Annotated in this window: 21 protein-coding genes; 12 read left to right on the top strand and 9 right to left on the bottom strand. The window is 66.1% G+C overall.

Annotated elements, in window-relative coordinates; translation table 11 throughout:
• Positions 1-11 precede the first annotated feature (11 nt).
• Both lepA and KQ693_RS07355 read left to right on the top strand, forming a co-directional pair.
• Positions 12-1,838 (top strand): translation elongation factor 4, encoded by a 1,827-nt coding sequence (lepA, locus tag KQ693_RS07360; RefSeq protein WP_267260776.1) that lies wholly within the window; start codon positions 12-14, stop codon positions 1,836-1,838.
• Complete coding sequence (locus KQ693_RS07355) at positions 1,828-2,811, top strand: sensor histidine kinase (protein WP_267260775.1); 984 nt, start codon at positions 1,828-1,830, stop codon at positions 2,809-2,811. The genes lepA and KQ693_RS07355 overlap by 11 nt, the downstream gene beginning before the upstream one ends.
• On the opposite strand, the gene sdaAB is transcribed toward KQ693_RS07355, so the two are convergent.
• Entirely contained in the window at positions 2,808-3,470 is a 663-nt protein-coding gene (sdaAB, locus tag KQ693_RS07350) for an L-serine ammonia-lyase, iron-sulfur-dependent subunit beta (RefSeq protein WP_267260774.1), read from the bottom strand. The two genes, KQ693_RS07355 and sdaAB, sit on opposite strands and share 4 nt — an antisense overlap.
• 17 nt (positions 3,471-3,487) lie before the next feature.
• Between sdaAB and KQ693_RS07345 the strand changes: the two genes are divergently transcribed.
• From KQ693_RS07345 to KQ693_RS07335, 3 genes are read left to right on the top strand one after another with little or no spacing between them, the layout of a single operon-like run.
• Complete coding sequence (locus KQ693_RS07345; protein ID WP_267260773.1) at positions 3,488-5,419, top strand: hypothetical protein; 1,932 nt, start codon at positions 3,488-3,490, stop codon at positions 5,417-5,419.
• Positions 5,416-6,270: a dihydrodipicolinate synthase family protein gene (locus KQ693_RS07340; RefSeq protein WP_267260772.1), complete on the top strand. Its 855-nt coding sequence runs from the start codon at positions 5,416-5,418 to the stop codon at positions 6,268-6,270. The genes KQ693_RS07345 and KQ693_RS07340 overlap by 4 nt, the downstream gene beginning before the upstream one ends.
• On the top strand, positions 6,258-6,926 hold the full coding sequence (locus tag KQ693_RS07335; protein WP_267260771.1) for a hypothetical protein: 669 nt from the start codon (positions 6,258-6,260) through the stop codon (positions 6,924-6,926). The genes KQ693_RS07340 and KQ693_RS07335 overlap by 13 nt, the downstream gene beginning before the upstream one ends.
• Here KQ693_RS07335 and cdd read toward each other — a convergent pair.
• Together cdd and KQ693_RS07325 are read right to left on the bottom strand one after the other, a co-directional pair.
• Complete coding sequence (gene cdd / locus KQ693_RS07330) at positions 6,923-7,291, bottom strand: cytidine deaminase (protein ID WP_267260770.1); 369 nt, start codon at positions 7,289-7,291, stop codon at positions 6,923-6,925. The two genes, KQ693_RS07335 and cdd, sit on opposite strands and share 4 nt — an antisense overlap.
• Positions 7,278-8,603, bottom strand: a complete 1,326-nt coding sequence (locus KQ693_RS07325) for a hemolysin family protein (RefSeq protein ID WP_219759963.1) — start codon at positions 8,601-8,603, stop codon at positions 7,278-7,280. The genes cdd and KQ693_RS07325 overlap by 14 nt, the downstream gene beginning before the upstream one ends.
• Before the next feature lie 81 nt (positions 8,604-8,684).
• Here KQ693_RS07325 and KQ693_RS07320 point away from each other — a divergent pair, with 81 nt between their 5' ends.
• The 7 genes from KQ693_RS07320 (at position 8,685) to acnA (ending at position 19,463) form a co-directional block, all read left to right on the top strand.
• Positions 8,685-9,119, top strand: coding sequence for a MarR family winged helix-turn-helix transcriptional regulator (locus KQ693_RS07320; RefSeq protein WP_267260769.1), 435 nt, complete (start codon positions 8,685-8,687; stop codon positions 9,117-9,119).
• On the top strand, positions 9,112-10,380 hold the full coding sequence (locus KQ693_RS07315; RefSeq protein ID WP_267260768.1) for a TolC family protein: 1,269 nt from the start codon (positions 9,112-9,114) through the stop codon (positions 10,378-10,380). Before KQ693_RS07320 ends, KQ693_RS07315 begins: the two co-directional genes overlap by 8 nt.
• Entirely contained in the window at positions 10,377-11,345 is a 969-nt protein-coding gene (locus KQ693_RS07310) for a TolC family protein (protein WP_267260767.1), read from the top strand. Before KQ693_RS07315 ends, KQ693_RS07310 begins: the two co-directional genes overlap by 4 nt.
• Positions 11,346-11,355: 10 nt before the next feature.
• The gene (locus KQ693_RS07305; protein ID WP_416376353.1) at positions 11,356-12,543 is read left to right on the top strand and encodes an efflux RND transporter periplasmic adaptor subunit; all 1,188 of its coding nucleotides are present in this window, start codon (positions 11,356-11,358) and stop codon (positions 12,541-12,543) included.
• A complete protein-coding gene (locus KQ693_RS07300) occupies positions 12,540-15,839 on the top strand; it encodes an efflux RND transporter permease subunit (protein WP_267260766.1) in 3,300 nt (1,099 codons plus the stop codon). Before KQ693_RS07305 ends, KQ693_RS07300 begins: the two co-directional genes overlap by 4 nt.
• A gap of 3 nt (positions 15,840-15,842) precedes the next feature.
• Positions 15,843-16,595 carry an alpha/beta hydrolase gene (locus KQ693_RS07295; protein ID WP_267260765.1) on the top strand — a complete coding sequence of 251 codons (753 nt, stop codon included), beginning with the start codon at positions 15,843-15,845 and terminating at the stop codon, positions 16,593-16,595.
• A gap of 162 nt (positions 16,596-16,757) precedes the next feature.
• Entirely contained in the window at positions 16,758-19,463 is a 2,706-nt protein-coding gene (gene acnA / locus KQ693_RS07290; RefSeq protein ID WP_267260764.1) for an aconitate hydratase AcnA, read from the top strand.
• Positions 19,464-19,526: 63 nt separating this feature from the next.
• Here acnA and atpD read toward each other — a convergent pair whose 3' ends face one another.
• Genes atpD through KQ693_RS07260 form a run of 6 tightly spaced genes read right to left on the bottom strand, consistent with a single transcriptional unit; the run spans position 19,527 to position 25,263 of the window.
• Positions 19,527-20,198, bottom strand: coding sequence for a V-type ATP synthase subunit D (gene atpD, locus KQ693_RS07285; protein WP_267260763.1), 672 nt, complete (start codon positions 20,196-20,198; stop codon positions 19,527-19,529).
• A gap of 9 nt (positions 20,199-20,207) precedes the next feature.
• Entirely contained in the window at positions 20,208-21,644 is a 1,437-nt protein-coding gene (locus KQ693_RS07280) for a V-type ATP synthase subunit B (protein ID WP_019550082.1), read from the bottom strand.
• Positions 21,645-21,655: 11 nt separating this feature from the next.
• Entirely contained in the window at positions 21,656-23,392 is a 1,737-nt protein-coding gene (locus KQ693_RS07275) for a V-type ATP synthase subunit A (RefSeq protein WP_267260762.1), read from the bottom strand.
• 12 nt (positions 23,393-23,404) lie between these two features.
• The gene (atpF, locus tag KQ693_RS07270) at positions 23,405-23,719 is read right to left on the bottom strand and encodes a V-type ATP synthase subunit F (protein ID WP_172640102.1); all 315 of its coding nucleotides are present in this window, start codon (positions 23,717-23,719) and stop codon (positions 23,405-23,407) included.
• A gap of 2 nt (positions 23,720-23,721) precedes the next feature.
• The gene (locus tag KQ693_RS07265) at positions 23,722-24,693 is read right to left on the bottom strand and encodes a V-type ATPase subunit (protein WP_267260761.1); all 972 of its coding nucleotides are present in this window, start codon (positions 24,691-24,693) and stop codon (positions 23,722-23,724) included.
• A gap of 3 nt (positions 24,694-24,696) precedes the next feature.
• On the bottom strand, positions 24,697-25,263 hold the full coding sequence (locus tag KQ693_RS07260; RefSeq protein WP_267260760.1) for a V-type ATP synthase subunit E: 567 nt from the start codon (positions 25,261-25,263) through the stop codon (positions 24,697-24,699).
• Between the last annotated feature and the right edge of the window lie 39 nt (positions 25,264-25,302).

The following is a 25,302-nucleotide window of genomic DNA, read 5'->3' as shown; positions in this document are numbered from 1 at the left end:
CACCCTGGACGATGAGAAGGATGGATGACAAGCGCATCCGCAACTTCTCCATCATCGCCCATGTGGACCACGGGAAGTCCACCCTGGCTGACCGAATCCTGCAGCTGACCCATGCGGTGAGCGAACGGGAGATGCGGGAGCAGTTTCTGGACTCCCTGGAACTGGAGCGCGAACGGGGCATCACCATCAAGGCCAGCGCCGTGCGGGTGGAGTACCGGGCCAAGGACGGGGAAACCTATATCTTCAACCTGATCGACACCCCGGGCCACGTGGACTTCACCTACGAGGTCTCCCGGGCCTTGGCGGCGGTGGAAGGAGTCCTTCTGGTGGTAGACGCCAGCCAAGGAGTGGAGGCGGAAACCCTGGCCAAGTTCTACATGGCCCTGGAGCACGGCCATGTGATGATCCCCGTCATCAATAAGATCGACCTTCCCAACGCCAGGCCCCTGGAGGTAGCCCTCGAGGTGGAGGAGGTGCTGGGCCTTCCCGCCGACGAGGCCATCTTCGCCTCGGGGAAGACGGGGGAAGGCGTGGAGGAGATCCTCGAGGCCATCGTAAAGCGCATCCCACCCCCCAAGGGCGACCCGGAAGCTCCCCTTAAGGCCCTCATCTTCGACTCCCTTTACGACGCCTACCAGGGGGTCATCCCCTACCTCCGCCTCTTTGAGGGCCGGGTGCGCCCGGGGGACCGGATCCGCATCTACTCCACCGGCAAGGAGTTCACCGTGGACAAGGTGGGGATTTTCACCCCCCAGGGGCTCATCCCCGTGGAGGAGCTTACCGCAGGGGAGGTGGGCTGGCTGGTGGCCGCCATCCGGGACATCCACGACGTGCAGGTGGGGGATACCATCACCCACGCCCATAGGCCCACCGACGCTCCCTACCCCGGCTTCCGCCCCGCCAAACCCGTGGTCTTCGCCGGCCTCTACCCCGTGGACTCCGGGGACTACGGAAGGCTCAGGGATGCCCTGGAAAAGCTCAAGCTCAACGACGCCGCCCTTACCTTTGAGCCGGAAACCTCCACCGCCTTGGGCTTCGGTTTCCGCTGCGGCTTCCTGGGGCTTCTCCATGCGGAAATCGTGCAGGAGCGCTTGGAGCGGGAGTTCGGCCTGGAGCTCATCGCCACCGCCCCCAGCGTGGTCTACAGGGTGCGCCTGAAAAACGGGGAGGAGATGGAGGTGCTAAACCCCGCCGACCTCCCCGACCCCACAAAGATCGAAGAGATCCTCGAGCCCTACGTGAAGCTCACCGTATTTACCCCCGAGGAATACGTGGGGGCCATCATGCAACTCGTCCAGGAAAAGCGGGGCCGCCTGGTGAACATGACCTACCTTCCCGGGGAAACCAAGCGGGTGGAGCTGGTCTACGAGGTGCCCTTCGCCGAGATCCTCTACGACTTCCACGACCGCCTGAAAAGCCTCTCCCGGGGCTACGCCTCCATGGACTACGAGCAGGTCGGTTACCAGCCTGGGGACCTGGTCAAGGTCAACGTGCTGGTGCACGGGGAGCCCGTGGACGCCCTCACCTTCATCGCCCACCGGGACAAGGCCTACGCCATGGCCCGGACCATCGTGGACAAGCTGGCAGAGGTCATCCCCCGTCAGCTTTTTGAGGTACCCATCCAGGCGGCCATCGGGGGCAAGATCATCGCCCGGGCCACGGTGAAGGCCCTGCGTAAGGATGTGCTGGCCAAGTGCTACGGCGGGGACGTAACCCGGAAGAAGAAGCTTCTGGAAAAGCAAAAGGAGGGGAAGAAGCGGCTCAAGGCCATCGGCAAGGTGGAGGTGCCCCAGGAGGCCTTCCTGGCGGTGCTCTCGGCGGGGCGGGATGAGTCTTAGGGCAAGGCTCGCCCTGGTTATCGCCCTTCTGGCTTTTCTGCCCAACCTGGTCCTGGCCCTCACCCTGGGCCTCATGGGGGAGGGTCCCTGGCTGCCCTTGGTGCTTTGGCTTCTTCTCATCGCCGTGGTTTCCGGGGCGGTGGGGTATTTCCTGGCCCGAAGCCTCCTCAGGCCCCTCGAGGAGTTCACCCGCGCCCTGGCCTACCTCTCCGTCAAGGAGGGACCGGTGAACGAGCTCAGGCTACCCGCCCCCAAGGAGCCTCCCCCCATGGAGATCGCCCTGCTCCGCGCCCGCTTCGGGGAGCTTCTTCAACGCCTCCAGCGCCTCATGGAGGCCCGGGAAGCCTTCTACGGGGCCCTGGCCCACGATCTGAAAACCCCCCTGCTTTCCGCCATCCGGGCCCTGGAGTACCTGGAAAGGGCGGACCACCTGGGACGGGAGAAGCGGGTGGAGCTCCTTCTGGCCTTGAGGCGGGAGCTCTTCCAAGCTCACCTTCTCGTGGAAAACCTCCTGGCCCTCTCCCGCCTGGAGGCCCGCACCCCCCAGCGGGAAACCCTGAACCTAAGGGCCTTGGCCGAGGATCTCCTTCTGCGTTACCGGGAGGAAGCGGGAAGGCGGGGGCTTGGCCTCACGGTGGAGGGGGCGGGTCTCGCCCGGGGGGAGCGGCTCCTTTTGGAAAGGGCCCTGGCCAACCTTCTGGACAACGCCCTGCGGCACGCCAAAACCCAGGTGCGCATCCGGGTGGAGGAAGGAGCCTTGCAGGTGGAGGACGACGGGGAAGGGCTTCCCCTACCCCTGGAGACCCTGGCCCAGCCCTTCCGCCAAGGAGGCCCGAACCGGGGAAGCGCGGGGCTTGGCCTCTACACCGCCAAGCGGGTGGCCGAGGCCCACGGGGGGAGGCTTTTAACCTGCAAAAGCCCCTTGGGCGGGGCGTGTTTGCGCCTGGAACTCCCCTCGGCTAAGGAGCTTTAGTCCATAACCGGAGGGATCTGTCGCACCCAGAGGATGTAGGAGAGGTGCTCCAGGTACCTCAAGGGAACCTCGGGAAGGGGACGGTCCACCTCGAGGCTCATCATGGCCTCCCCGCCCCGCTTCTTGCGGCTCACCGTGAGGTAGGCGATGTTCACCTCGTCATCGGCCAGGATGCGGGCCACCCGGGCCACCACCCCCGGGGTGTCCACGTTGCGGATCACCAGGGTGGGGGCGGCTCCGGTGATGCGCACCTCGAAGCCATCCAGGTCAAAGATGCGCACCAATCCGCCTCCCAGGGAGCTTCCGGTCACGGTGATGCGCTCCTTCTCCCCCTCCAGGACCATGCGCACGGTGTTGGGGTGCACATCCCCTAGCTCCACCGCCTTAAAGGCCACCTCGAGGCCTTCTTTCTCCGCCAGGGAAAGGCTTTCCTTAAGCCGCTCGTCGTCGGGGGTAAAGCCCAAAACCCCCGCCACCAGGGCCACGTGGGTGCCGTGGCCCTTTCCCGTCTTGGCGAAGGAACCGTGCAGGCCAAACTCCACCCGCCTGGGCCTTTCCCCCAAAAGGTGGCGGGCCAGAAGGGCCAGGCGGCAGGCCCCGGCGGTGTGGCTGGAGGAAGGCCCCACCATCACCGGGCCGATCATGTCCAGTAGACCCATGCCTGTAGAATAACCCCATGCGCGCGTTCCTGACCCGGGCCATCGGCTTCCTCTTGGCCCTGGGACTCCCGGTTTTAGGCCAAAGCCTGGTGGTCCCGAAGGAAGTCCAGGCGGGAAGGTCCGTGGTCCTGGAGGGGCGGGACCTGCCCGAGGGGCGCTTCCCCATGGTGCTGGAGGGTCCCGAGGGACAGGAAACCTTGGAGGTGGAGGCCCAGAAGGGAAGGTTCCAGCTGGAGCTACACCCCAAGGTCCCCGGGGAGTACCGCATCCGCCTTTCCCTGCCCGCCGGTGCCTTGGAAGCCCGCTTCACCGCTCTGGCTCCCGCCATCTCCGAGCTGACCCGGGAAGGGCTCAAGCTCCCATGGGGCCTCCTGCCCCTACCCCCGGGGGATTGGCTGGGACCTTTGGTCCAAGGGGATAAGGTGTACGTGGCCCAGGGGCTTTTGGTGGTTGAAACCAGCGCGAAGGAGAAAACCTTCTCCTTCCATTTTGCCCCGGCCCGCATCCTGGCCCTCAGGCCAGGCCCCGAAGCCCTCCTCGAGGGGGACTGGGTCCTGCCTATCCCCTTCCCCCGGGTGCCCTTTGAAGGCAAGGAGGAGGACCTAAAGGTCCTGGGCTCCCTCCTGGAAGCCCTCAACCCCCCAAAGCCCTGGCCCTACTATGCCTACTGGACCCTGGACCCCGCCACCCTCACCCCGGAGGACCTGGAGGCCTACGGCCAGGACCTCCTGGCCCGGGGCCATAGGCCGGAACTCTTCTTCGGCCAACCGGGAGTGGCCCGCATGGCGGAGGCCTCCCGCCTTCTGCAGAAGAAGGACCCCGAAAAGGCCCTTCTCCTGGCCAAGGCCCTCCTCCGCTACACCCCTCTGTTCCCAGGCTCGCTGGCTTTTTTCCAGGAGACTGCCCAGTACCTCGAGGCCCAGGGCCACCCTGCCCAAGCCCTGACCTTCTTCGAGGCGGAAAAGATCCTGCGCGCCTGGCTTCCCCCCAGGCTTTCCCTGCTTCCCATGGCCCTCTGGACCCTGGGCCTCGCCTACCTGGGCCTCATGCTCTACCTCTTCCTCTACTACCTGCCCGCCCAGCTAAAGGACCTGAAGCCCATCGGCGGCTACCTAGGCGGGTTCTGGCGGCACCCCCTCCTGCGCCTTCGGCACCTTCACCTGGCCTACGCCAGCCTGGGGGAACGGGTGTTGGCCCTGGCCCTCTTCCTAGCCCTCAGCCTGGGCTTCCTTCTTCAGGGACTGGACGCCCAGGTGCGAAAAGAGCTTTTCGCCCCCCCCTTGGACCAAGGCACCCTCCGTACCCAAAAAGCCCAGGACTGGCTCCGCACCCTGCCCCCCACTCCTGAGGTCAAGGCCCTTCTGGGCTACGCCCTCCTTTCGGAGGCCCCCAAGGAGGCCCAAGGCCTCCTGCGGGAAGCCTCTTTACCCTTCGCCCTGGCCCTTAGGGGAGACGAAACCGCCTTGGCCCAAGCCTACCGTAAGGCTCCCCTCGAGGGACCCATCCGCACAGCCCTCCAACTGGGGCAGGATCCCTGGGGGGCCAGGGAGCCAGGTCCCAGCCTGCGCACCCTTTACCTGGCCCTCCTCCAGGTGGAGGTAAAGCGCCTCCAGGAGGACCCCTTCCGGGAGTTCCTGCGCCTAGGCACCTCCCTTCCTGAAGGGGTGAAGCCCTGGGCCTTCGCTGGCTTCTGGCTCCTTCTCCTCTACCACCTCCTCACCTTCCTCCTGCCCCGGCGCAGGACCCCGGTCCCCCCCTCCTGGGCCCTTGGAGTGCGCCTCCTGGTACCGGGAAGCCTGGGCTTCTCCTCGGGCCTGGGCCTCGTCCTCCTCCTCCTGGCCGCCTATGGGCTCCTTGCCCTCCTGGAGGGCCAGAAACCCACCCTCCTGATCCTGGCCTACGGGCTCCACCTCCTGGTGTTAGTCTTTAGCCTGAGGAGGCCCGCATGATCCTTCCACCCATCCCCACTCCCTTTGACCGGGAAGGCCGCCTGGACACGGAGGCCTTTCGGGAACTGGCGGAAGCCCTAGAACCTTTGGTGGACGGGCTTCTCATCTACGGCTCCAACGGGGAAGGCGTCCACCTGACCCCTGAGGAACGGGCCAGGGGGCTTCGGGCCCTAAAACCCCGGAAGCCTTTCCTGGTGGGCCTCATGGAGGAAACCCTGCCCCAGGCGGAACGGGCCCTCCTCGAGGCCCAGGAGGCAGGCGCCATGGCCCTTCTGGCCACGCCTCCCCGCTACTACCACGCAAGCCTCGGCGAGGGGCTCGTGGCCTACTACCAAGCCCTGGCGGAAAGGATGCCCATCTTCCTCTACCACGTGCCCCAGAACACCAAGGTGGACCTGCCCCTTTCCGCGGTGGAAACCCTGGCCCAACACCCCAGGATCACGGGAATCAAGGACTCCAGCGGAGACCTAACCCGCCTGGCCTTTTACCAGGCCCATCTGAGGGATGACTTCCGGGTCTTTACCGGCCACGCCCCCACCTTCCTGGGGGCCTTGGCCCTGGGAGCTGAAGGAGGCATCCTGGCGGCGGCCAACCTGGCCCCCAGGGCCTACCGTGCCCTCCTGGAAGCCTTCCGGACCGGCCGCCTCAGCGAAGCCCAGGCCCTGCAAAAGCGACTCTTTCCCTTGGGGAACCTCCTTTCCAGGGGTGGAGTACCCCTCCTCAAGCAGGCCATGAGGCACCTGGGCCTACCCGCCGGTTACCCAAGGCCTCCCTATCCCCAGGAAAGCCCTATCTGGAAGGAGTTTTTGCCCGTCTTGGAAGCCCTCAAGGGGGAGGGATGGCTCCTGTGAGAATCCTTTTGGGCCTCTTGACCCTGGGCCTTTTGGCCGCCTGCGCCCCCAGGGCCTTGACCCCTGAGGCCCGTTTTCTCGCAGCCGAAGTCCGGGGCTTGGAAATAAGCCAAGAGCCTGCCCTCCTCCTGGGCCTGAGGGTAGAGTTCCACAACCCCAACCCCTTCCCCTTGCCCCTTTCCGCCTTCGGTACCCGGCTCAGGGTGGGGGAGGTGGCGGTGCCCCTGGACCTCACCCTGCCTCCCGGAAGGAAGGAGGAGGTCCTCCTGGTGCGCCTGACCCCGGGGGAAGCCCTTGCCACCGCAAGGGCCCTCCTTTCCCGAGAAGGGGTGGAGGTGGCCCTGGAAGGCGCCACCCTGGGCCAGCACCTCACCTTTTTCCGCACCCGCTTAAGCTTTCCCCTGGAGCCCCCAAGGGTTCGCCGGGCTGGGGTGAACTTCTTCCTGGAAAACCCCAACCCCTTCCCCCTCCGGGTGGAGGGCAACCTGGTTCTTCTGGGCCAAAGCTTCCGGGTGCAGGTGGACCTCCCCGCCCGGGGCGAGAGCCGGCTTCAGGTGGTGGGCTTCAGGCCAGGCTTGGAACGGGACTCTGGAAGGCTGGAACTCACCCTCGAGGTCCCGGGCTTTTTCCGCCAAAGCCTGGTTTTACCCCTCTAGAGCCTAAAACCCAGGGGCAAAAGCTCTCCCAGGGTCCTCACCACATATCCCTCGGGCCCGTGCATGACCACCTCGGTCCCGGGGGAGCCAAATTCAAAAAGCACCTGGCGGCATCCCCCGCAAGGGGGGATGGGGCCCTTCGGACTATAGATGTGCACCCGGTCTATCCGCCTCTTCCCCGCCAAGACCATGGCGGCCACCGCATTGCGCTCCGCACACTGGGAAAGAGGAAAGGAGGCGTTTTCCACGTTGACCCCAAGGAAGCTTTCCCCCTCCGCCTCCACCAGGGCCACCACGGGAAAGCCGGAGTAAGGAGCGTACGCCCGCTCCACATGGGCCTTGAGGATGGCCCTAACCCTCTCCATGCTCCACCAACCTCTCCACCCGCACCCGTTCTATCCGGCGCTGGTCGGCGCTTTCCACCACGAACCGAAACCCCTGCCACTCCACGCTCTCCCCCACGCCGGGGATGCGGCCGAACTGCTCGTAGAGGAAACCGGAAAGGGTGTCGTACTCCCCTTCTGGAAGCTCCACCCCCAGGGCCTCGGAAACCTCGTCCACGGGGGTTTGGGCCTGGATGGAGAAGGAGCCGTCAGGAAGCCTGCGAATGGCCAGGTCCTCCGGCTCGTCGGTCTCGTCGTAGATCTCCCCCACGATCTCCTCCATCACGTCCTCCAAGGTGACCAAGCCCGCCGTGCCCCCGAACTCGTCCACCACGATGGCCATGTGCACCTTCCGCCGGCGAAGCTCCCTCAGAAGCGACCAGGCATCCATGTTCTCGGGGACGAAGTAGGGAGGGTGGGCGATGGAGGCCACGGTACGCCCTTTAAGATCCTCCTCGCAGTAGTAGTCCAGTAGGTCCTTGGCGTAGGCCACCCCCACGATGTGGTCCACGTTCTCCTTGTAGACGGGAACCCGGCTGTAGCGGTGCTCCCGGAAGAGGTGGAGGAAGTCCTCCAAGCTGGCCTCCGCCTCAATGGCCACCATCTCCACCCGGGGGGTCATGATCTCCCGCACGGGGGTTTCCTCCAGCTCCAGGATGGAGTGGATCATCTCCTCCTCCTGGGCCTCGATGGTGCCAGACTCCTCCGCTCCCGCCAGGATGAGCTTGAGCTCGCGCTCGGACACCAGGGGGGTGTCCCGGGGCTCCAGGCCCAGCACCCTGAGCAGGAAAACGGAGACCAAGCTGAAGAAGCGGCCCACGGGGTAGAGGAGGACGGAGAGGAGGTAGATGGGCCAGGCCCCCACCCGGGCCAGGGCCACCGCGTGGTGCACAGCGAGGGACTTGGGGGTGATCTCCCCGAAGAACAGGATGAGGAAGGTCATGAGCCCCGTGGCCAGGCCCACCCCAGCCGAGCCGAAGGCCCGGGTAGCCAGGTCCGTCACCAAAGCGGTGGCGGCGATGTTCACCAGGTTGTTCCCCACCAGGATGGTGGTGAGGAAGCGGGTGATGTCCTGGGCTAGGAGCCGGAAGGGGCCCCCCTGGATTTCCGCCAGCTCCCGCACCTTCCAGGGGTAAAGGGTGGTGAAGGCGGTTTCGGTAGCGGAGAAAAAGGCGGAGAAGGCCAAGAGGAGGACCAAAAGAAAAAGGTCCCCAGGGCTTGGGGCTTGGGACTGGGCCAGGGCTAGGGAACCGAAGGGCAGGAAGAAGAGCCACCGACTGGGAGGTCTGTCCATATCACCTTTTGTCATTCTACACCAGGAAGACGCCCAAGCGCCCTCACGCTTTTCATTGATATCCATGTATAGTTTACGCATATGAAGGGTCCGCCCACCCCTTTAGTGGAGGAGCTATCCCGCCTGGGCTACGCCCTGATGCGCCTTTTGCTCTCCCGGGCCAAGGAGACCTTCGCTCAGGAGGGGGTTTCCCTCCTGCAGGCGGAGGTGCTCCGCCGGGTAAAGGAGGGAGTCCAGCTTCCCTCCCGCCTGGCGGAGCATCTGGAGGTCCTCCCCTCCCAGGTATCCCACCTCCTTGCCTCCTTGGAGGAAGCCGGCCTCCTGGAGCGCCACCCAGACCCCCAGGACCGCCGCAGGGTCCTCCTCCGCCTCACCCCCAAGGGGGAGGCCGTGCACAGGCGCCTCCAAGAAGCCTGGCTTCAGGCCTACGGGCAGCACCTGGCCCGGCTCAGCCCAAAGGAACTCCTCCTTTTCCGCGACCTCCTGCGCAAGCTCACGGAGGTGGAAGGTGGCTAAAGCCCTCGCCCTCTTCCTCTTTCTCCTCCCCGCATTGGCCCAGGGGGCACTGAGCCCCCTCAAGGACCACCCCCTGGCCCGGCAGGCCCAGGCCCTCTTGCAGGCTGCTGCCAAGGCCCTCGAGGCCCAGGCCTCCCCCTTGGCCCTGAACGTGCAGGGAAACTACACCCGCCTGGGATACGAGTGTACTCCTCCCTCCCTCTGCCAAAGCCTGCCCGCCACGGGAGGAAGCCTCACCCTGGCCCTGGTCCTCACTCCCTTCCCTTTTGGGGAAGTGCAGGACAGCCTGGAACGGACCCGGATCGCCTACCGAAGAGCGGAGCTCGGCTACCGCAAGGCCCTCACCGCCCTGCAAACCCAGGCGGTGGCCGCATACGGGCGCTACCAGCTGGCCCTCTTGGGGGAAAAGCTGGCGCAAAAGGGAGTAGAACTGGCCCAGGCAGCCCTGGAGGCGGCCCGGAAACGCCAGGCCAACCCCAAGGAGCTCCGGGAGGCGGAGCTTGCCCTGAAGGAAGCGGAAAACCGCCTCCTGGAGGCCCAGAGGAACGTGGAACTGGCCAGGAAGGGGGCGGAGGGGCTGGTGGACCTCACCAAGCCCCTTCCCGAGATCCCCCCACCCCGGGGCACCACGCCCCTCTCCCTGGAGGAAGCCCGCCTGGGCCTGGAGGAGGCCAGGATCGCCCACATGAGCGCCCTCCGCACCCTCTTCCCCGAGGTCAAGGCCAGCTACCTCCTCTACCCAAGCGGGAACGACACCCTGGCCCTGAGCCTTTCCAGCCGGACCCTGCAACCCACCCTGGCCTACACCCGGCAGGATCCCGCGCAAAGGCCCACCAGCCTACCCGGAGGGGGTAGCTACCGCACCCTGGAGGAAATGAGGCTCTCCTTTTCCCTCACCCTCTCCCCGGGTCTCTTCGCCGCCCTGGAGGCCACAGAGGCCCAGGTGCGGGGGGCGGAGGAAGCCTTAAAGGCAACTGAAAGGCAAGCCCGGCTCCAGGAGGAGACCCTGAATAACTCCCTGAAAACCCTGAGGACGTCCCTGGAACTAGCCCGCCTTCGCCTAGAGACCCAGGAAAGGACCCTGGCGGAAACGAAAAAGCGCCTGGAACTGGGCCTGGAAAGCCCCCTGGCCCTGTTGCAGGCGGAGCTTTCCCTTGCCCAGGCGGAACTGGCCCTGGCCCAGGCGGAAAGCGACCTGAGAACCAAGTGGATGGAGCTTTACCAGTTCTACGGCGAACTCCTACCGGAGGTGACCCCATGAGAAAAAGCGCCCTAGCCTTACTCGTGCTTCTGGCCCCTGGCTTAGCCCAGCCCCTCCCCGAGGCCCTGAAAAAGGCACCGGAGGTGGCGGCGGTGGTCACGGCCCGCTTGGACTACCAAACCAAGCAGAAAGAGCTGGCCCGCACCCTCCAGGACCCTTTGCGCACCGCCTTGGCCGAGTTGCAAGCGCGCCAGGCCAGGGATCTGGCCGAGGCTAGGTTCCAACGGGCCCTGGCCCAGGCGGAAAGCGAGATCGTCTCCGCTTACACCCAGGCCTATGAAGCCCTCCTGCAGGTGGATCTGGCGGAAAAGGCCGTGGAGGTGGCCGAGCTGGGACTCAAGGCCACGGAGATCCGCCTCAGGGGAGGCGGGGCCACCAGCCTGGACCTCCTCGAGGCGCAAAACCGGCTTCTGGAGGCCAGGAAGAACCTGGAGCTGGCCCAACGGGGGCGGGATACCGCCCTGGCCGCCCTGGCGAACCTGGTGGGGGATTGGAAGCCGGAAGGCGTCAAGGAACTGCCAGCCCTCCCCGAGGTGAAGGTGGTGGAGACCCTTCTTCAGGAGCACGCCGATCTCCTTCAGCTGAAGCAGTCCTTGGCCCTTCTCCGCTTCCAGCGGGGCCTCTTGGACGAAAGCTTCGTCCCGAGGAAGGAGATCGAGGCCCTGGAGGACCAGATCCAAACCCTCGAGGCCAACCTGGCCAACCTGGAGCGCTCCCTAAGGCTGGGCCTGGAGGCCAGGTACCGCCAGCTATCCCCCCTCCTGCAAGGGGTGAAAACGGCGGAGGAAGCTTACCGGGCAGCCCAGGAGCGCTACCGGGCCGAGGAGAAGCGCTTCCAGGCCGGCCTCACCAGCCGGTTAGGCCTTCTACAACAGGAACTCGCCCTCAAGCAGGCGGCGCTTTCCCTGGAGCAGGCCAAGCACGCCTACCTGAAGGCTTACTACAGCCTTCTGGCGAGCCGCTAAGGAGGAAACCATGCGCCCGATGGCAAGCCTTGCCCTAAGCCTCATCCTCCTCAGCGCCTGCGCCCCCAAGGAGGCCAAAGCCCCCGAGGCCCCTCCCACCCCTACCCTGGCCACGGAGGTGCGCACCGTGCGGGCAAAGTTTGGAATCCTGGAGCGGGAGGTGCGGGCCTCCGCCACCTTGCAGGCGGAAAAGGAGAGCCTGGTAGCAGCAGGCGCCTCCGGCCGGGTCCTACGAACCCTTCCCGCCGGCACCCGGGTGCAGGCGGGGGAAGGTGTGGTCCACCTGGACCCAGCTCCCTTCCAGGAGGCCTTAGAGGCCGCAAGGCTTAACCTAAAACAAGCCGAGGCCAACCTGGAGCGCGCCCGAAACCAGCTGGCGGGGAACCGGGCCACCCTCAAGGCCCAGCTCCAGGCGGCAGAAGCCCAGCTTCAGGCGGCCAAGAAGCGCTACGAGGAAGGTCAGGCCCTGCTTTCGGCGGGGGCCTTGGCCCCATTGGACCTCAAGGCCCTTGAGGCCCAGTACCGCCAGGCGGAAAGCAACTACCAGAACGCCCTCGAGGCCCTATCCCGCCTGGAGCGGGGGGAGGACCTCCGGCTTCTTGAGCTTCAGGTGGAGGCCGCCCGGCTCCAGGTGCGCCAGGCGGAAAGGAACCTCAAGGAAAGCACGCTGCGGGCTCCCTTCGCCGGGGAGGTGGTGGAGGTTTTCGTAAGGGAAGGGGAGTTCGTGGGAACGGGAAGCCGGGCCTTCCGGTTGGCCACCACGGACCGCCTTTTGGCCAAGGTCTACCTCCCCCCCGACCAAGCCAGCGCCCTCACCCCAGAAACGCCCTTCCTCCTCAGGCAAAACGGGCGGGAGGTGCGGGCACGCCTCCTGCGCAAGACGGACCTCCCGGGACAGACCCGCCTGGTGGAGGTGGTCCTGAAGCCGGAAGACACCCTTCTCCCGGGTCCCGCCGAGGTGCGCTACCGGGTAAAGCTGGCCGAAGGCTTCCTCATCCCCGCAGCGAGCCTCCAGGTCCAGGAGGGGGAAACCCTGGTCTACCAGGTGAAGGAGGGGAAGGCGAGAAAAACCCCCGTGCGCCTTCTCGCCCAAGAAGGCGGACAAGCGGTGGTGGAGGGCCTTGACGAGGGTGCCGAGGTCATCCATCCCGTGCCCGTGGGCCTCAAGGATGGGGATCCTGTGGAGGTGGTCCGGTGAGGACCAACCCCCTGGTGGCCTTCTTCGTGGAGCGGTTCGTCTTCGCCACCGCCATCTTCGTGGGCCTGGTTCTGGTGGGTCTGCTCCTGGGCCTTGGACTTGGGGTGGAGCTCCTGCCCCGCTTCAGCGTGCCCGTGGTGGCGGTTTCCACCAGCTACCCCGGGGCCGGTCCCGAGGAGGTGGCGGAGCAAGTATCCAAGCCCCTCGAGGACGCCCTTTCCACCCTAAGCGGGGTGGACACCATCGGAAGCAGCTCCACCGAGGGCTTCAGCCTGGTCTTCGTCCAGTTCCAGCAAGGGGTGGACGTGGACCGGGTGGCGGTGGAGGTGAGCCAGAAGGTGGCCGCCGCCCGCGCCCTGCTTCCCAAGGATGCCTCGCCCCCCGTGGTACAGAAGTTTGACCCCTCGGCAAGCCCCATCCTCTACGTGGCCCTCGAGGCGCCCGGGGAGGATCTCTCCCAGGTGTTGCGCTACGCCGAGCGAACCCTAAAGCCCCGCCTCCAGCTGGTGCCGGGGGTGGCGGACATCCGCCTCACCGGGGCACCCAAGCGGGCCATCCGGGTCTACCTGGACCCAGCCCGCCTCGAGGCCTTAGGGGTAGCCCCTGGCCAGGTGGTGCAGGCGCTTTCCACCTCGGCCCTGAACCTGCCCTTGGGAAGCCTCACCGAGGGGGAAAAGCGCCTGGTCTACACCCTGCGCAACACCCCCGCCACCGCCGAGGAGGTGGCGGATTTGGTCCTGGACCCCACCCGGGGCCTCAGGATCCGGGACGTGGCCCGGGTGGAGGAACGGGCGGAGGAGCCCAGTACCCTAAACCGCCTGAACGGCCGCCCCGCCGTCCTCCTGGCGGTGGTGAAGACCCCCGACTCCAACGCCGTGGCCGTGGCGGACGGGGTCAAAAAGACCCTGGCGGAAACCAAACTCCCCGCAGGCTACCGGGCGGAAATCGCCCTGGACTCCACCCGCTTTATCCGGGCCGCCGTTTTGGACACGGCGCGGGAGGCCTTCCTAGCTGCCTTGGCGGTGTCCTTGGTGGTGCTGGTCTTTTTGGGGAAGCTGAACTCCGTCTTCTCCGTGATCCTGGCCATCCCCATCACCCTCTCCGGAGCCATCCTCCTTTTCGGCCTTCTGGGCTTCACCTACAACCTGATCAGCCTTCTCGCCCTCACCGTGGCGGTGGGCATCGTGGTGGACGACTCCATCGTGGTGGCGGAGAACATCGACCGCTACCGGCGCATGGGGTACGGCCTCAAGGAAGCAGTGCTGAAGGGAGCCAGCGAGGTTTCCGTGGCGGTGGCCGCCGCCACCCTGAGCCTCCTGGCGGTATTCCTCCCCATCAGCTTCCTCCCGGGCATCATCGGCCAGATCTTTCAGCAGTTCGGCCTGGGGATGGCCGCCGCCATCGCCGTGAGCTGGCTGGAGGCCCTCCTCTTCCTCACCGTGCGCCTGGCCTACTTCCCGGACCCCGAGCCCCCAAGCCCCAAGGAAGCCCTTCTGGCCCTACGCCTCCTGCCCCAGGACCTCCGCTTCGCTTACCGAAGGGGCTTCCGCTCCCCAGTGGGCCTTCTCTTCGGAGCCCTGGCCGCCTTCCTCCTCTACCGGCAGGGGCCCCTTTGGCTCCTCCTCCTTCCCCTGTACCCCGCCCTCCTCGGCCTCGGGCGCTACCTGGGCCGCTTTTTCCTGGACCTGGCGGGAGCCCTCACTCACCTCCTCCACGCCAGCTCCGAGGCCTTGATGCACCGCCTCACCGAGGCCTACGCCCGAAGCCTTGGCCAGGTCCTAAGGCGGCCTTGGGTGGTCCTGGGCCTCGCCACCCTGGCCTTCCTCTCCCTCTTCCCCATCCTGCCCAGGATCCCCTTCAACTTCACCCCCCGCTCCGACACCGGGGTCCTCACCGCCACCTTGCTCCTGCCCAAGGACACCCCCCTGGCGGTCTCCGACCGGGCGGCAAGGGCCCTCGAGGCCTACTTCCTCTCCCACCCGGCGGTGAAGCGGGTGGTCACCACCGTGGGGGCCAGCGCCACCGGCGGGGCCCAGGTGGGGGACCCCAGCCGGGTGCAGCTCCAGATCGTCCTGAAACCCAAGAACGAGCGCCAGGACATCTTCACCCTCACCGAGGTCTTCAACCGCCAAGGACGGGAGGCCCTTAAGGACTTCCCTGGGGCCGACCTGCGGGTCCTGGCCCAGACCGGCCCCGAGGCCGGGGATGCGGACCTGCAGTTTTTCGTCACCAGCCCCGACCGGGCCCTTTTGGAGGAGCGGGTGAGGGAGATCACCCAGCTGATTGCGGAAAAACCCTATGTCCTCAACGTGAAGAACACCCTCGAGGCCACCCAGCGGGAACGGGTCTTCGTGCCGGATCCTGCCCGGCTTTCCGGCACCGGCCTCACTCCCTTGGACGTGGCCCAGACCCTGCGCCTTTACCTCTCGGGCAGCCAGGCGGCCACCGCCAGGAGGGGCGGCGAGGAACTGGCCATCGTGGTCCAGGTGGATCCCCTACGCCTCGGGGGCGAGTCCGACCTCCTCTCCCTGCCCATCTACGCCCCTGCCCAGGGAGCCTTCCTGCCCCTGGGAAGCCTGGGGCGGTTCGTGGAGCGGCCGGGGCCCACCCTGATCTCGAGGCGCAACCAAGCCTACGCCGCCGGCATCAACATCAACCTGAAGCCCGATGCCCCCGGAAGCTTCCAGATCCAACAGGAGCTTCAGGCGGAGTTTAAGGAAAAGGGGCTTTTGGATGGTGGGGTGGAGCTTCTGGCCACGGGTCTGGGAAGCTTCACCGAGGAGCTGGCCAGGCTGGCCCCCCTGGCCTTCGCCCTGGCCCTGGTGCTCAACTACCTGGTCATCGCCAGCCAGTTCAACGCCTGGCGCTACCCCCTTTACCTCCTCCTCCCCGTTCCCTTAGCCTTGGTGGGGGCCTTCTGGCTCACCTACCTTTTGGGAACCGGCCTGGACGTGATCAGCGTGCTGGGGGTGGTGATGCTCATTGGTCTGGTCACCAAAAACGCCATCCTGCTCCTGGACTTCGCCGTGCAGCGCATGCGGGAAAAGCCCTTAAGGGAAGCCCTGGTGGAGGCGGCCCGGCTCCGCTTAAGGCCGATCCTCATGACCACCCTCACCGTGCTCATCATCAGCCTGCCCCTGCTCCTGGGCACCGGGGAAGGGGCGGAGTACCGCAGGCCTCTAGGGGTGATCATCCTGGGGGGGCTTCTTTCCTCTACCCTCCTCACCCTCTTCGTGGTGCCCGCGGCCTTCTACGCCTTTGAAGGGCGAAGGGCCCAGGAAGCGATCCTGAGGTGATCCATGAGCGCCAGAAAGCTCCTTCTCCTCTTTCTGGTGGCGGCCTTCCTCATCGCCCTGGCCGTGGTTGGGGTGGCCCACTACTTCCTCAGGCCCTTAAAGGCGGAGGCCGTGGCCCAGGAAGCTTTGAAGCAAGCTGGCCTCGAGGTGCGGGAGGCTTCTTACGGCCTAGAGCTCATCCCCAAAGCCCCCAAGGCCCTTTTGGCCTTCTACCCCGGGGCCCGGGTGGAGCCCTTGGCCTACGCCCCGGTCCTGGCCCCGGTGGCGGAGGCGGGGTACCTGGTGGTCCTTTTGAAGGTTCCCTCGGGCATCGCCCTCCTGGGAAAGGAAAGGGCCCTGGAGGCCCACCAGGCCCATTCCGGGCTCCCTTGGGTGGGGGGCGGGCACAGCCTAGGCGGGGTGGCGGCGGCAGAGCTGGCCGCCTCGGAAGGGCTTCCCCTCATCCTCTTCGCCAGCTACCCGGAAAAGGATCTTTCCCAGGAAAACCTTCCCGTCCTGGCCCTTTTCGGCACGGAAGACGGCCTCCTCCCCCCGGAAAAAGCCCGGGAGAAGGCCCGGCTCCTTCCCAAAAACGCCCGGGTGGTCTTCGTGGAAGGGCTGAACCATGCGGGCTTTGGCGCCTACGGCCCCCAGAAGGGGGACCGGCCCGCCCAAAGGCCCCGGGAAGCCCTATGGCGGGAGATCCAGGAGGAGGTCCTGCTTTTCTTGGAGGGCCTGGGCCTGGACGCCCCTCCCCCGCCCCAGGCCCACCGCTGAGGGCCAAGGTGGTATAGTGGAAAAAGCCGGGGCGGGCGCCCCCCCTCGGAACACTTCCCCCCAAAACCCACACCCGTCCGAAACCCTGGCTTTGGCGCCCGGGTACCGGGGTTTGCGACCCGCTGGGTGTGGTTTGGAAAGGGGGAAGGGAAAGGAGCAACCATGAAGGATAGCTTCCAAACCCTTAAGACCCTTAACACCCCAAGCGGCACCTACGCCTACTTTGACCTCACGGAACTGGAAAGGAAAGGGATTGCCGAGGTAAGCCGCCTTCCCTTCTCCATCCGCATCATGCTGGAAAGCCTCCTCAGAAACGAGGACGGCTACCAGGTAACCCGTGAGGACATCGAGGCCCTGGCCCGCTGGACCCCTGAGCCGGGGGAGATCAACGTGCCCCTGAAGCTGGCCCGGGTCATCCTCCAGGACTTCACCGGGGTACCGGCGGTGGTGGACCTGGCCGCCATGCGGGATGCCGTGGCCGAGCGGGGCGGGGACCCCAAGCGCATTAACCCCGTGGTGCCCGCCGACCTGGTCATCGACCACTCCGTGCAGGTGGACGCCTTCGGCACCGCGTACGCCTTCTTCTACAACGTGGAGAAGGAATACGAGCGGAACCGGGAGCGCTACCTGCTCCTCAAGTGGGCCCAGGGAGCCCTGGAAAACTTCCGGGTGGTGCCCCCCGGCACCGGCATCGTCCACCAGGTGAACCTGGAGTACCTGGCCAAGGTGGTGATGACCAAGGAGGAAGGGGGCCTCACCTTAGCCTTCCCCGACAGCCTGGTGGGCACCGACAGCCACACCACCATGGTGAACAGCCTCGGGGTTCTGGGCTGGGGCGTGGGGGGCATCGAGGCCGAGGCGGTGATGCTGGGCCAGCCCTACTACATGCTGGCCCCCAAGGTGGTGGGCTTCAAGCTCTACGGGGAGCTTCCCGAGGGAGCCACCGCCACTGACCTGGTCCTGACCATCACCGAGATCCTCCGCAAGCACGGGGTGGTGGGCAAGTTCGTGGAGTTCTATGGGCCTGGGGTGGCCAAGCTTTCCCTGGCGGACCGGGCCACCATCGCCAACATGGCCCCCGAGTACGGGGCCACCATGGGCTTCTTCCCGGTGGACGAGGAAACCCTAAACTACCTGAGGCTCACGGGCCGCCCGGAGGAGCTCATCGCGTTGGTGGAGGCCTACACCAAGGCCAACGGGCTTTTCCGCACGCCTGAGGCGGAGGAACGGGTGCGCTACTCCGAGTACCTGGAGCTGGACCTCTCCACGGTGGAACCCTCCCTGGCCGGCCCCAAGCGGCCCCAGGATCGGGTGGCCCTCAAGGAGGTAAAGCAGAGCTTCCTGGCCCACCTCACCAAGCCCGTGAAGGAAAGGGGCTTCGGGCTCACCCCGGACCAGCTGAACAAGAAGGTGCTGGTGAAGCGCCAGGACGAGGAGTTTGAGCTCACCCACGGCTCCGTGGTCATCGCCGCCATCACCAGCTGCACCAACACCTCCAACCCCACGGTGATGCTGGGAGCCGGGCTTTTGGCCAAGAAGGCGGTGGAAGCGGGCCTGGACACCAAGCCCTGGGTGAAGAGCTCCTTGGCCCCGGGTTCCAAGGTGGTCACCGACTACCTGGAGGCCAGCGGGCTCCTTCCCTTCCTCGAGGCCCTGCGCTTCCACGTGGTGGGCTACGGGTGCACCACCTGCATCGGCAACTCCGGCCCCCTGCCCGAGGACATCGCCAAGACGGTGGAGGAGGGGAACCTGGTGGTGGCCGCCGTCCTCTCTGGCAACCGCAACTTTGAAGGGCGCATCAACCCCCACGTGAAGGCCAACTACCTGGCGAGCCCCATGCTGGTGGTGGCCTACGCCCTGGCGGGCCGCATGGACATCGACTTCACCACGGAGCCCCTGGGCTACGACCCCAACGGCAGGCCTGTCTACCTCAAGGACATCTGGCCCTCCATGGAGGAGATCCGGGAGGCCATGGCCAAGACCCTGGACCCCGAGCTCTTCAAGAAGGAGTACGCCCGGGTCTTCCAGGGGGACGAGCGCTGGCAGGCCCTGCCCGCCCCCACGGGGGAACTCTTCGGCTGGGATCCCGAGAGCACCTACATCCAGAAGCCCCCCTTCTTCCAGAACCTGGGCCAGCACCAGGTGGGGGACATCCGGGGAGCCCGGGTGCTCTTGGTCCTCGGGGATTCCGTGACCACCGACCACATCTCCCCCGCCGGGGCCATCCCGGTGAAAAGCCCAGCGGGCCAGTACCTGATCTCCAAGGGGGTCAAACCCGAAGACTTTAACTCCTACGGTTCCCGGCGCGGCAACCACGAGGTGATGATGCGGGGCACCTTCGCCAACATCCGCATCAAGAACCTGATGCTGGATGGGGTGGAGGGGGGCTACGCCAAGAAGCTTCCCGAGGGAGAGGTGGACTTCGTGTACCACGTGGCCATGCGCTACCAAGAGGAGGGTACCCCCCTTGTGGTCATCGCCGGCAAGGAGTACGGCACCGGTTCTAGCCGCGACTGGGCCGCCAAGGGTACCTTCCTCCTGGGCATCAAGGCGGTGCTGGCGGAAAGCTTTGAAAGGATCCACCGCTCCAACCTGGTGGGGATGGGGGTCCTGCCCCTGGAGTTCTTGCCGGGCGAGAACCGGGAAACCCTGGGCCTTACCGGCTACGAGGTCTACGACATCCTGGGCCTTGAGGACCTCACCCCCCGCAAGAGGGTGGAGGTGGTAGCGAGAAGGGAGGACGGCACGGAGGTTCGCTTCCAGGCCATCGCCCGCCTGGACACCCCGGTGGAGGTGGACTACTACAAGAATGGCGGCATCCTCCAGACCGTGCTCCTCAACATGCTGAAGAAGGCGAAGGCCCAGTAGGGAAGCGCGCAAGGCCCCGGGTTATAACCCCGGGGCCTTTTTTTCTACCCCTCTAGGAAGGTGTTAAAGCCCTGCCCCGATCTCCAGCTGGGGGTTGGGGCAGCTTCCCTCCGCCTCCGCCTCCCGGGCCTCGATCTTGCCCTTGATGCGCTTTAGCCGGAAGGTATCCTCCCGCTCCCGCTGCTCCAGAACCTGCTGGATGAAGCGGATCTGGGAGCGGATCCCGGGGATCACCACCTGCTCCAGGGCGTTCACCCGTCGGGTGGTCTTCTTGATCTCCTCCCCGATCTTCTTCAGGCGGGTTTCCGTGTTGGCCACCTGGATCAAGGCCTCGGCGTAGCGGCGGAAGGCACGGGCGGCTTCCAGGGTGTAGGCCGGGGTGCCCACCGGGGAGAGCAAGGCCCCATCGGGGAAGGTGGCCTTGAGCCTCGGCACCTTGCTCCCCCAGACGTTTTCCACCTCCGCCTCCACCTCCTCGAGGGGCCTCACCCCCAAGGCCGCGGCGGAAACACTCTCCGGCCCGTCAAAGGCCTGGGCGAGAAGCAAGGCCCCATAGGCCTCCTGCGCCGCCTGGTTCAGGGCCTTGCGGGCCTCCAAGGCCTCCCTTACCAGGCCGAAGAACTCCGCCACCAAGGCATCCCGCTTCTTCTTGAGGAGGTCCACCCCCTTCTGCGCCAGGCGCATCTGGCTGCGCCGTTGCAGAAGGTTCATGCGGGTGGGGCTTACCTGGCTCATCTAACCTCCTTAGTCCAGGGCTTGAGGAGCACCCCAGATCTCTTCCAGCTTCTGCCCGTAGTACTTGCCGATGTGGTCCTTGGAAATCCGCTTGAGCTCCCCCTGGGGCAGCATGGAAAGAAGCGCCCAGGCGATCTGCAGGCTCTCCTCAATGGAGCGGTTCTGCTGGCCCTGGTTGATGAAGTGCTTCTCAAAGGCATCGGCGAACTGCAAGTAGCGGCGGTCGTTCTCGGTGAGGGCGTCCTCGCCGATGATGGCCACCAGCTTGCGGATGTCCACCCCGTTGGCGTAGGCGGAGTAGAGCTGGTCGGAAACCTGCTTGTGGTCCTCCCGGGTCTTGCCCTTGCCCACGCCGTTGTTCATAAGCCGGGAAAGGGAGGGCAGGGGGTCGATGGGCGGGTAGATGCCCTTGCGGTGGAGCTCCCGGGAAAGCTGGATCTGCCCCTCGGTGATGTAGCCGGTGAGGTCGGGAATGGGGTGGGTGCGGTCGTCGTCGGGCATGGAGAGGATGGGAATCTGGGTCACGGAGCCCTTCTTGCCCACCACCACCCCGGCCCGCTCGTAGATGGTGGCCAGGTCCGTGTACATGTAGCCCGGGTAACCGCGCCGGCCCGGGATCTCCTCGCGGCTCGCCCCGATCTCCCGCAGGGCCTCGCAGTAGTTGGTCATGTCCGTGAGGATGACCAGCACGTGGTAGTCGTGCTCAAAGGCCAGGTACTCGGCCACGGTGAGGGCCATGCGGGGGGTGAGGATGCGCTCGATGGTGGGGTCGTCCGCCTTGTTCAGGAAGAGGACGGAGCGGCTTAAGGCCCCGGTGCGCTCGAACTCCTGGATGAAGTAGGAGAGCTCCCGCTGGGTGATGCCCATGGCGGCGAAGACCACGGCGAAGGGCTCCTCCTTCTCCCCTTCCCCCGAGAGGTCGGGGCGCACCGTGGCCTGACGGGCGATCTGGGCCGCAATCTCGTTGGCGGGAAGGCCCGAGCCCGAGAAGATGGGAAGCTTCTGCCCCCTCACCAGGGTGTTCATCACGTCGATGGTGGAGATCCCCGTCTGGATGAACTCCTCGGGCTTCCTGCGGGCCACGGGGTTCAGGGGAAGGCCCACGATAGGAAGCCGCTTCTCCGGGGTGATGGGGGGCAGGCCGTCGATGGGCTTGCCGATCCCGTTAAAGCGCCGGCCCAGCATCTCCTTGGAAACCCCGAGCCGGGCCACGTCCTCCACCAGGCTCACGCTGGTGGTGGCCAGATCCAGCCCCGTGGTCTCCTCAAACACCTGGATGACCGCGTATTCCTCGGAAACCTCGATCACCTGGCCGCCGCGCACCCGGCCCGTGCCGTCCTTGATGTCCACGATGGCGCCGTAGGCCAGGTCCTTGGCGTTCTCCACGAAGAGGAGAGGTCCCGAGATGTAGGTGATGCCCGTGTATTCCTTCTTAAGAAGATCCATCCTTCCCTCCCCTAGGCCAAGGCCTTGAAGACTCCCTCGATCTCCCGCATGGCTTCCTCAAAGTAACGGGGGAAGTCCTGCTCGCTCACGTAGCGGGCCCGGCCGATGCGCTCGATCACCGGGAGCTGCAGGATCTCGTCCACGGTAACCCCCCGCCGGATGGCCGCCTCAGCCTCCTTGTAGAGGCTCAGGATCATCTTCATGATGCCGTAGGCCTTCTGCATGGAGCAGTAGGCGTCGATCTCGTGAAAGGCGTTCTGCTGCAGGAAGTCCTCGCGGATGATCCGCCCCACCTCGATGACCAGGCGCTCGGCATCCTGGAGGGCATCGGGACCCACCAGCTGCACGATCTCCTGCAGGCCCGCTTCCCTCTGCAGGAGCTCGGAGATGGCGTCGCGAAGCTCAGGGTAGTCGGGGGCCACGTGCTCCCGGTACCAGGGGTCCAGGGCCGGGGTGAAGAGGGAGTAGGACCCGTTCCAGTTGATGGCCGGGAAGTGGCGCCGGAAGGCCAAGGAGGCATCCAGCCGCCAGAAGGCCCCCACGATGCGCAGGGTGGACTGGGTAACGGGCTCGGACATGTCGCCGCCGGGAGGGGAAACCGCCCCCACGATGGTGATGGCTCCCTCCTCGCCCCCCAGGGTGACCACCTTGCCGGAGCGCTCGTAGAAGGCGGCCAGACGGGCAGCCAGGTAAGGAGGGTAGCCCTCTTCCGCGGGCATCTCCTCGAGGCGGCTGGAAATCTCCCGCAGGGCCTCGGCCCAGCGGCTGGTGGAGTCCGCCATGAGGGCCACGGAGAAACCCTGGTCGCGGAAGTACTCGGCGATGGTGACCCCCACGTAAATGCTGGCCTCGCGGGCGGCCACGGGCATGTTGGAGGTGTTGGCGATGAGCACCGTGCGGTGCATCAAAGGCCCTCCGGTCTTGGGGTCGGTGAGCTCGGGGAACTCCACCAAGACGTCGGTCATCTCGTTGCCCCGCTCCCCGCAACCCACGTAAACCACCACGTCGGCGTTGGACCACTTGGCCAGGGCCTGCTGGGTCACGGTCTTGCCGCTACCAAAGGGCCCGGGGATGGCCGCGGTGCCCCCCATGGCCACGGGGAAGAGGACATCCAGGATGCGCATCCCCGTGAGGAAGGGGGTGTTGGGGTCCAGCTTGCGCTGGACGGGGCGGGCCCGACGCACCGGCCAGGTGTGGTACATCTTGAGCTCGGTGCCGTCCTCCAGTACCACCACCGGTTCCTCCACCGTGTACTCCCCGGCGGGCTTAACCTCCTTGACCCGGCCCCTCACATCCGGGGGCACCAGGATCTTGTGGGTGAAGTTGAACTCCGGCACGGTGCCCAGGACCATGCCCCCCTTCACCTCATCCCCCGGCTTGACCTTCGGGGTCCAGGCCCACTTCCTCTCCCGGTCCAGGGGATGCACCACCACCCCCCGGGTGATGTAGATCCCGGTCCGTTCCTGGATACGCTCCAGGGGGCGCTGGATGCCGTCGTAGATGCCGTTCAGCATCCCGGGGCCGAGCTCCACCGCCAGGGGAAGGCCCGTGGACACCACGGGTTCCCCCACCTTGAGGCCCGAGGTATCCTCGTAAACCTGGACGAAGGCGGTATCCCCGTCCAGGCGGATGATCTCCCCCACCAGGCCCTCGTGGCCCACCTTGCAGATGTCGTACATGCGGGCTCCGGTCATGCCCTTGGCAATCACCGCCGGGCCCGCAATCTTCTGGATCACGCCCTGGATCATCGTCCCTCCATTCTACAGCTTGATGTCAAAGCCTATGGTCCTCTTGACCAGCTCCCGCATGTACCCCTCCACATCGGGGTTCTGGAAGGCTTCCTTCAACCCGGCTATGGGCAGGAGCACGGGAAGGTCCTTGCCCCGCATGAGCCGCTCCACCGCCTTTTCCGGCTCCGGCAAAAGCCCCTGGTCCACGGCCACCAGGGCGTACCCCCCGGCCTGGACCAGGTTTTCCAGCCGGGCCCGGGCCTCCTCTGCCGAGGTGGCGGCGTAGGCCTCGAGGCCCGCCAACCTAAACCCCTGCGCCGCTTCGGGGTCGGCGATCACGGCGATCCTCATGAGCAGACCACCTCCTCCTCCACCTGGGCCCGGGGAAGCCCGAAGTAGGCCCGCCTGGCCAGGAGCCTAAGCCGCACGGCCTCCCACTCCCGCTCCTTCACATAGGCCAGCACCAATCCCACGCCCAGGGGGTCGGCGGCTCCCTTCCTGGCCTCCTTCAGGAGGAGGCACCTGAGCCGCCTTTCCAGGGTCTTGAGGTCCCGGGCGCCCGCTAAAGGGGCGAAGGGAGTGCCCGAAAGCTCGTCCAAGACAGCGTAATCCCCCTCGAGGAGCCGGGTGAAGCGGACCCTGTCCACGAACCGCCCACCCCGTATGAAGACGGTTTCCACCGGCACATCCTGCCCCTGGAGCTTGAAGGCGGTGCGCAGGTTCTCCGCATCCACCTCGAGGGCCAGGTAATCCCTCAAGGCCGTCTCCTCCAGGGCCTTAGAAGCCTTGGCCACCCCTTCAAAGAAGCGCTTGGCCAAAAGGGCCTCGATGCGCGCCAGATCCTGGGTTTCCCGGAGCACCGACCTTAAGGCCCGGGCCAGGGGATGGCCGGGCACGGAAAGCACCTGGGCCATCCCCGCCGCATCCTGGGCCTCGTAGGCCTGCCGCCAAAGGGCTTCCTTTAAGGTACCCGGGAGAAGCACCACCTCCTCAAAGGGCTTCCCCGTGGCCTTGGCCCGGAGAACGGCCTGGAGGTTGGTGAGATCGTTCCTGAGGAGGAGAAGCCGCACCGCCTCCCGAGCCTCCCCCGTGACCAACCCCGCCAGGTCCCCCACCAACCGGGCCTGGGTGAGGGCAATGGCCCGGTCCACCTCGGGAAGGCCCTGGCCGGCCAGGTCCTGGCCGTAGACGCTCTCGGAAAGCAGGCGCAGGAAATCGGGATAGGAAAGGTCCAAGGCCTCCTGGAAGAAGCTCTCCTTGAGGAGGGTGCTCCTCCTGGCCCGCACCCGGGCGTTTAGGTAGCCGAAGTCGTCCGCCATGTCCTAGCCCCACACCACCTGGGCCACCTTGGAGGAAAGGGCATCCCAGGCCCGTTCCAGACGGCTTAACAGGGCGTTCTCCACCTGGGTCCTGCCTCCCTTGCCGATGGCCCTCACCCCAAGGCGCAAGGCAGGATCGGCCCTAAGCTCCAGGCCCCGCTCCCGCGCCAGACCCTCGAGGTGCGGAAGATTGTCCGGATGGGAGGCCAGGGCCTCGGGCTCGCCCAAGGCCGCAAGGGCCTCCTCGGCCAGTTTCCGCAACACCTGAGGCCAGTCGGGGCTATCCGGCAAGGCCCTGAGGGCCTCCTCCACCTTGGCCTTCACCTGGGAGAGCACCTCCCCCTTGGCCTCGGTACGGGCTGTGGCCAGGAGGAGTTCCCCGGCGCTTTCTGCCCGGCGGATGGCGGCCTGCAGGCTGGCCTCGAGGGCCCGCCTTCTGGCGGAAAGCAAGCCCTCCGCCTTGGCCTTGGCCTCGGACCTCAAGGCCTCGGCCTTGGCCTTGGCCTCTTGCAGGACGGCCTGGATCTCCGCCTCCACCTCCTGGCTCAAAATGGCTTCCAGTTTGGACATCTGCCCTCCTTGGAAAAAGGCCCCACCCCACAAGGGGCA

The organism is Thermus brevis (assembly GCF_026427635.1).
In the GTDB taxonomy this organism is placed as follows: Bacteria; Deinococcota; Deinococci; order Deinococcales; family Thermaceae; genus Thermus; species Thermus antranikianii.
This window is presented reverse-complemented; position numbering and strand designations above follow the sequence as displayed.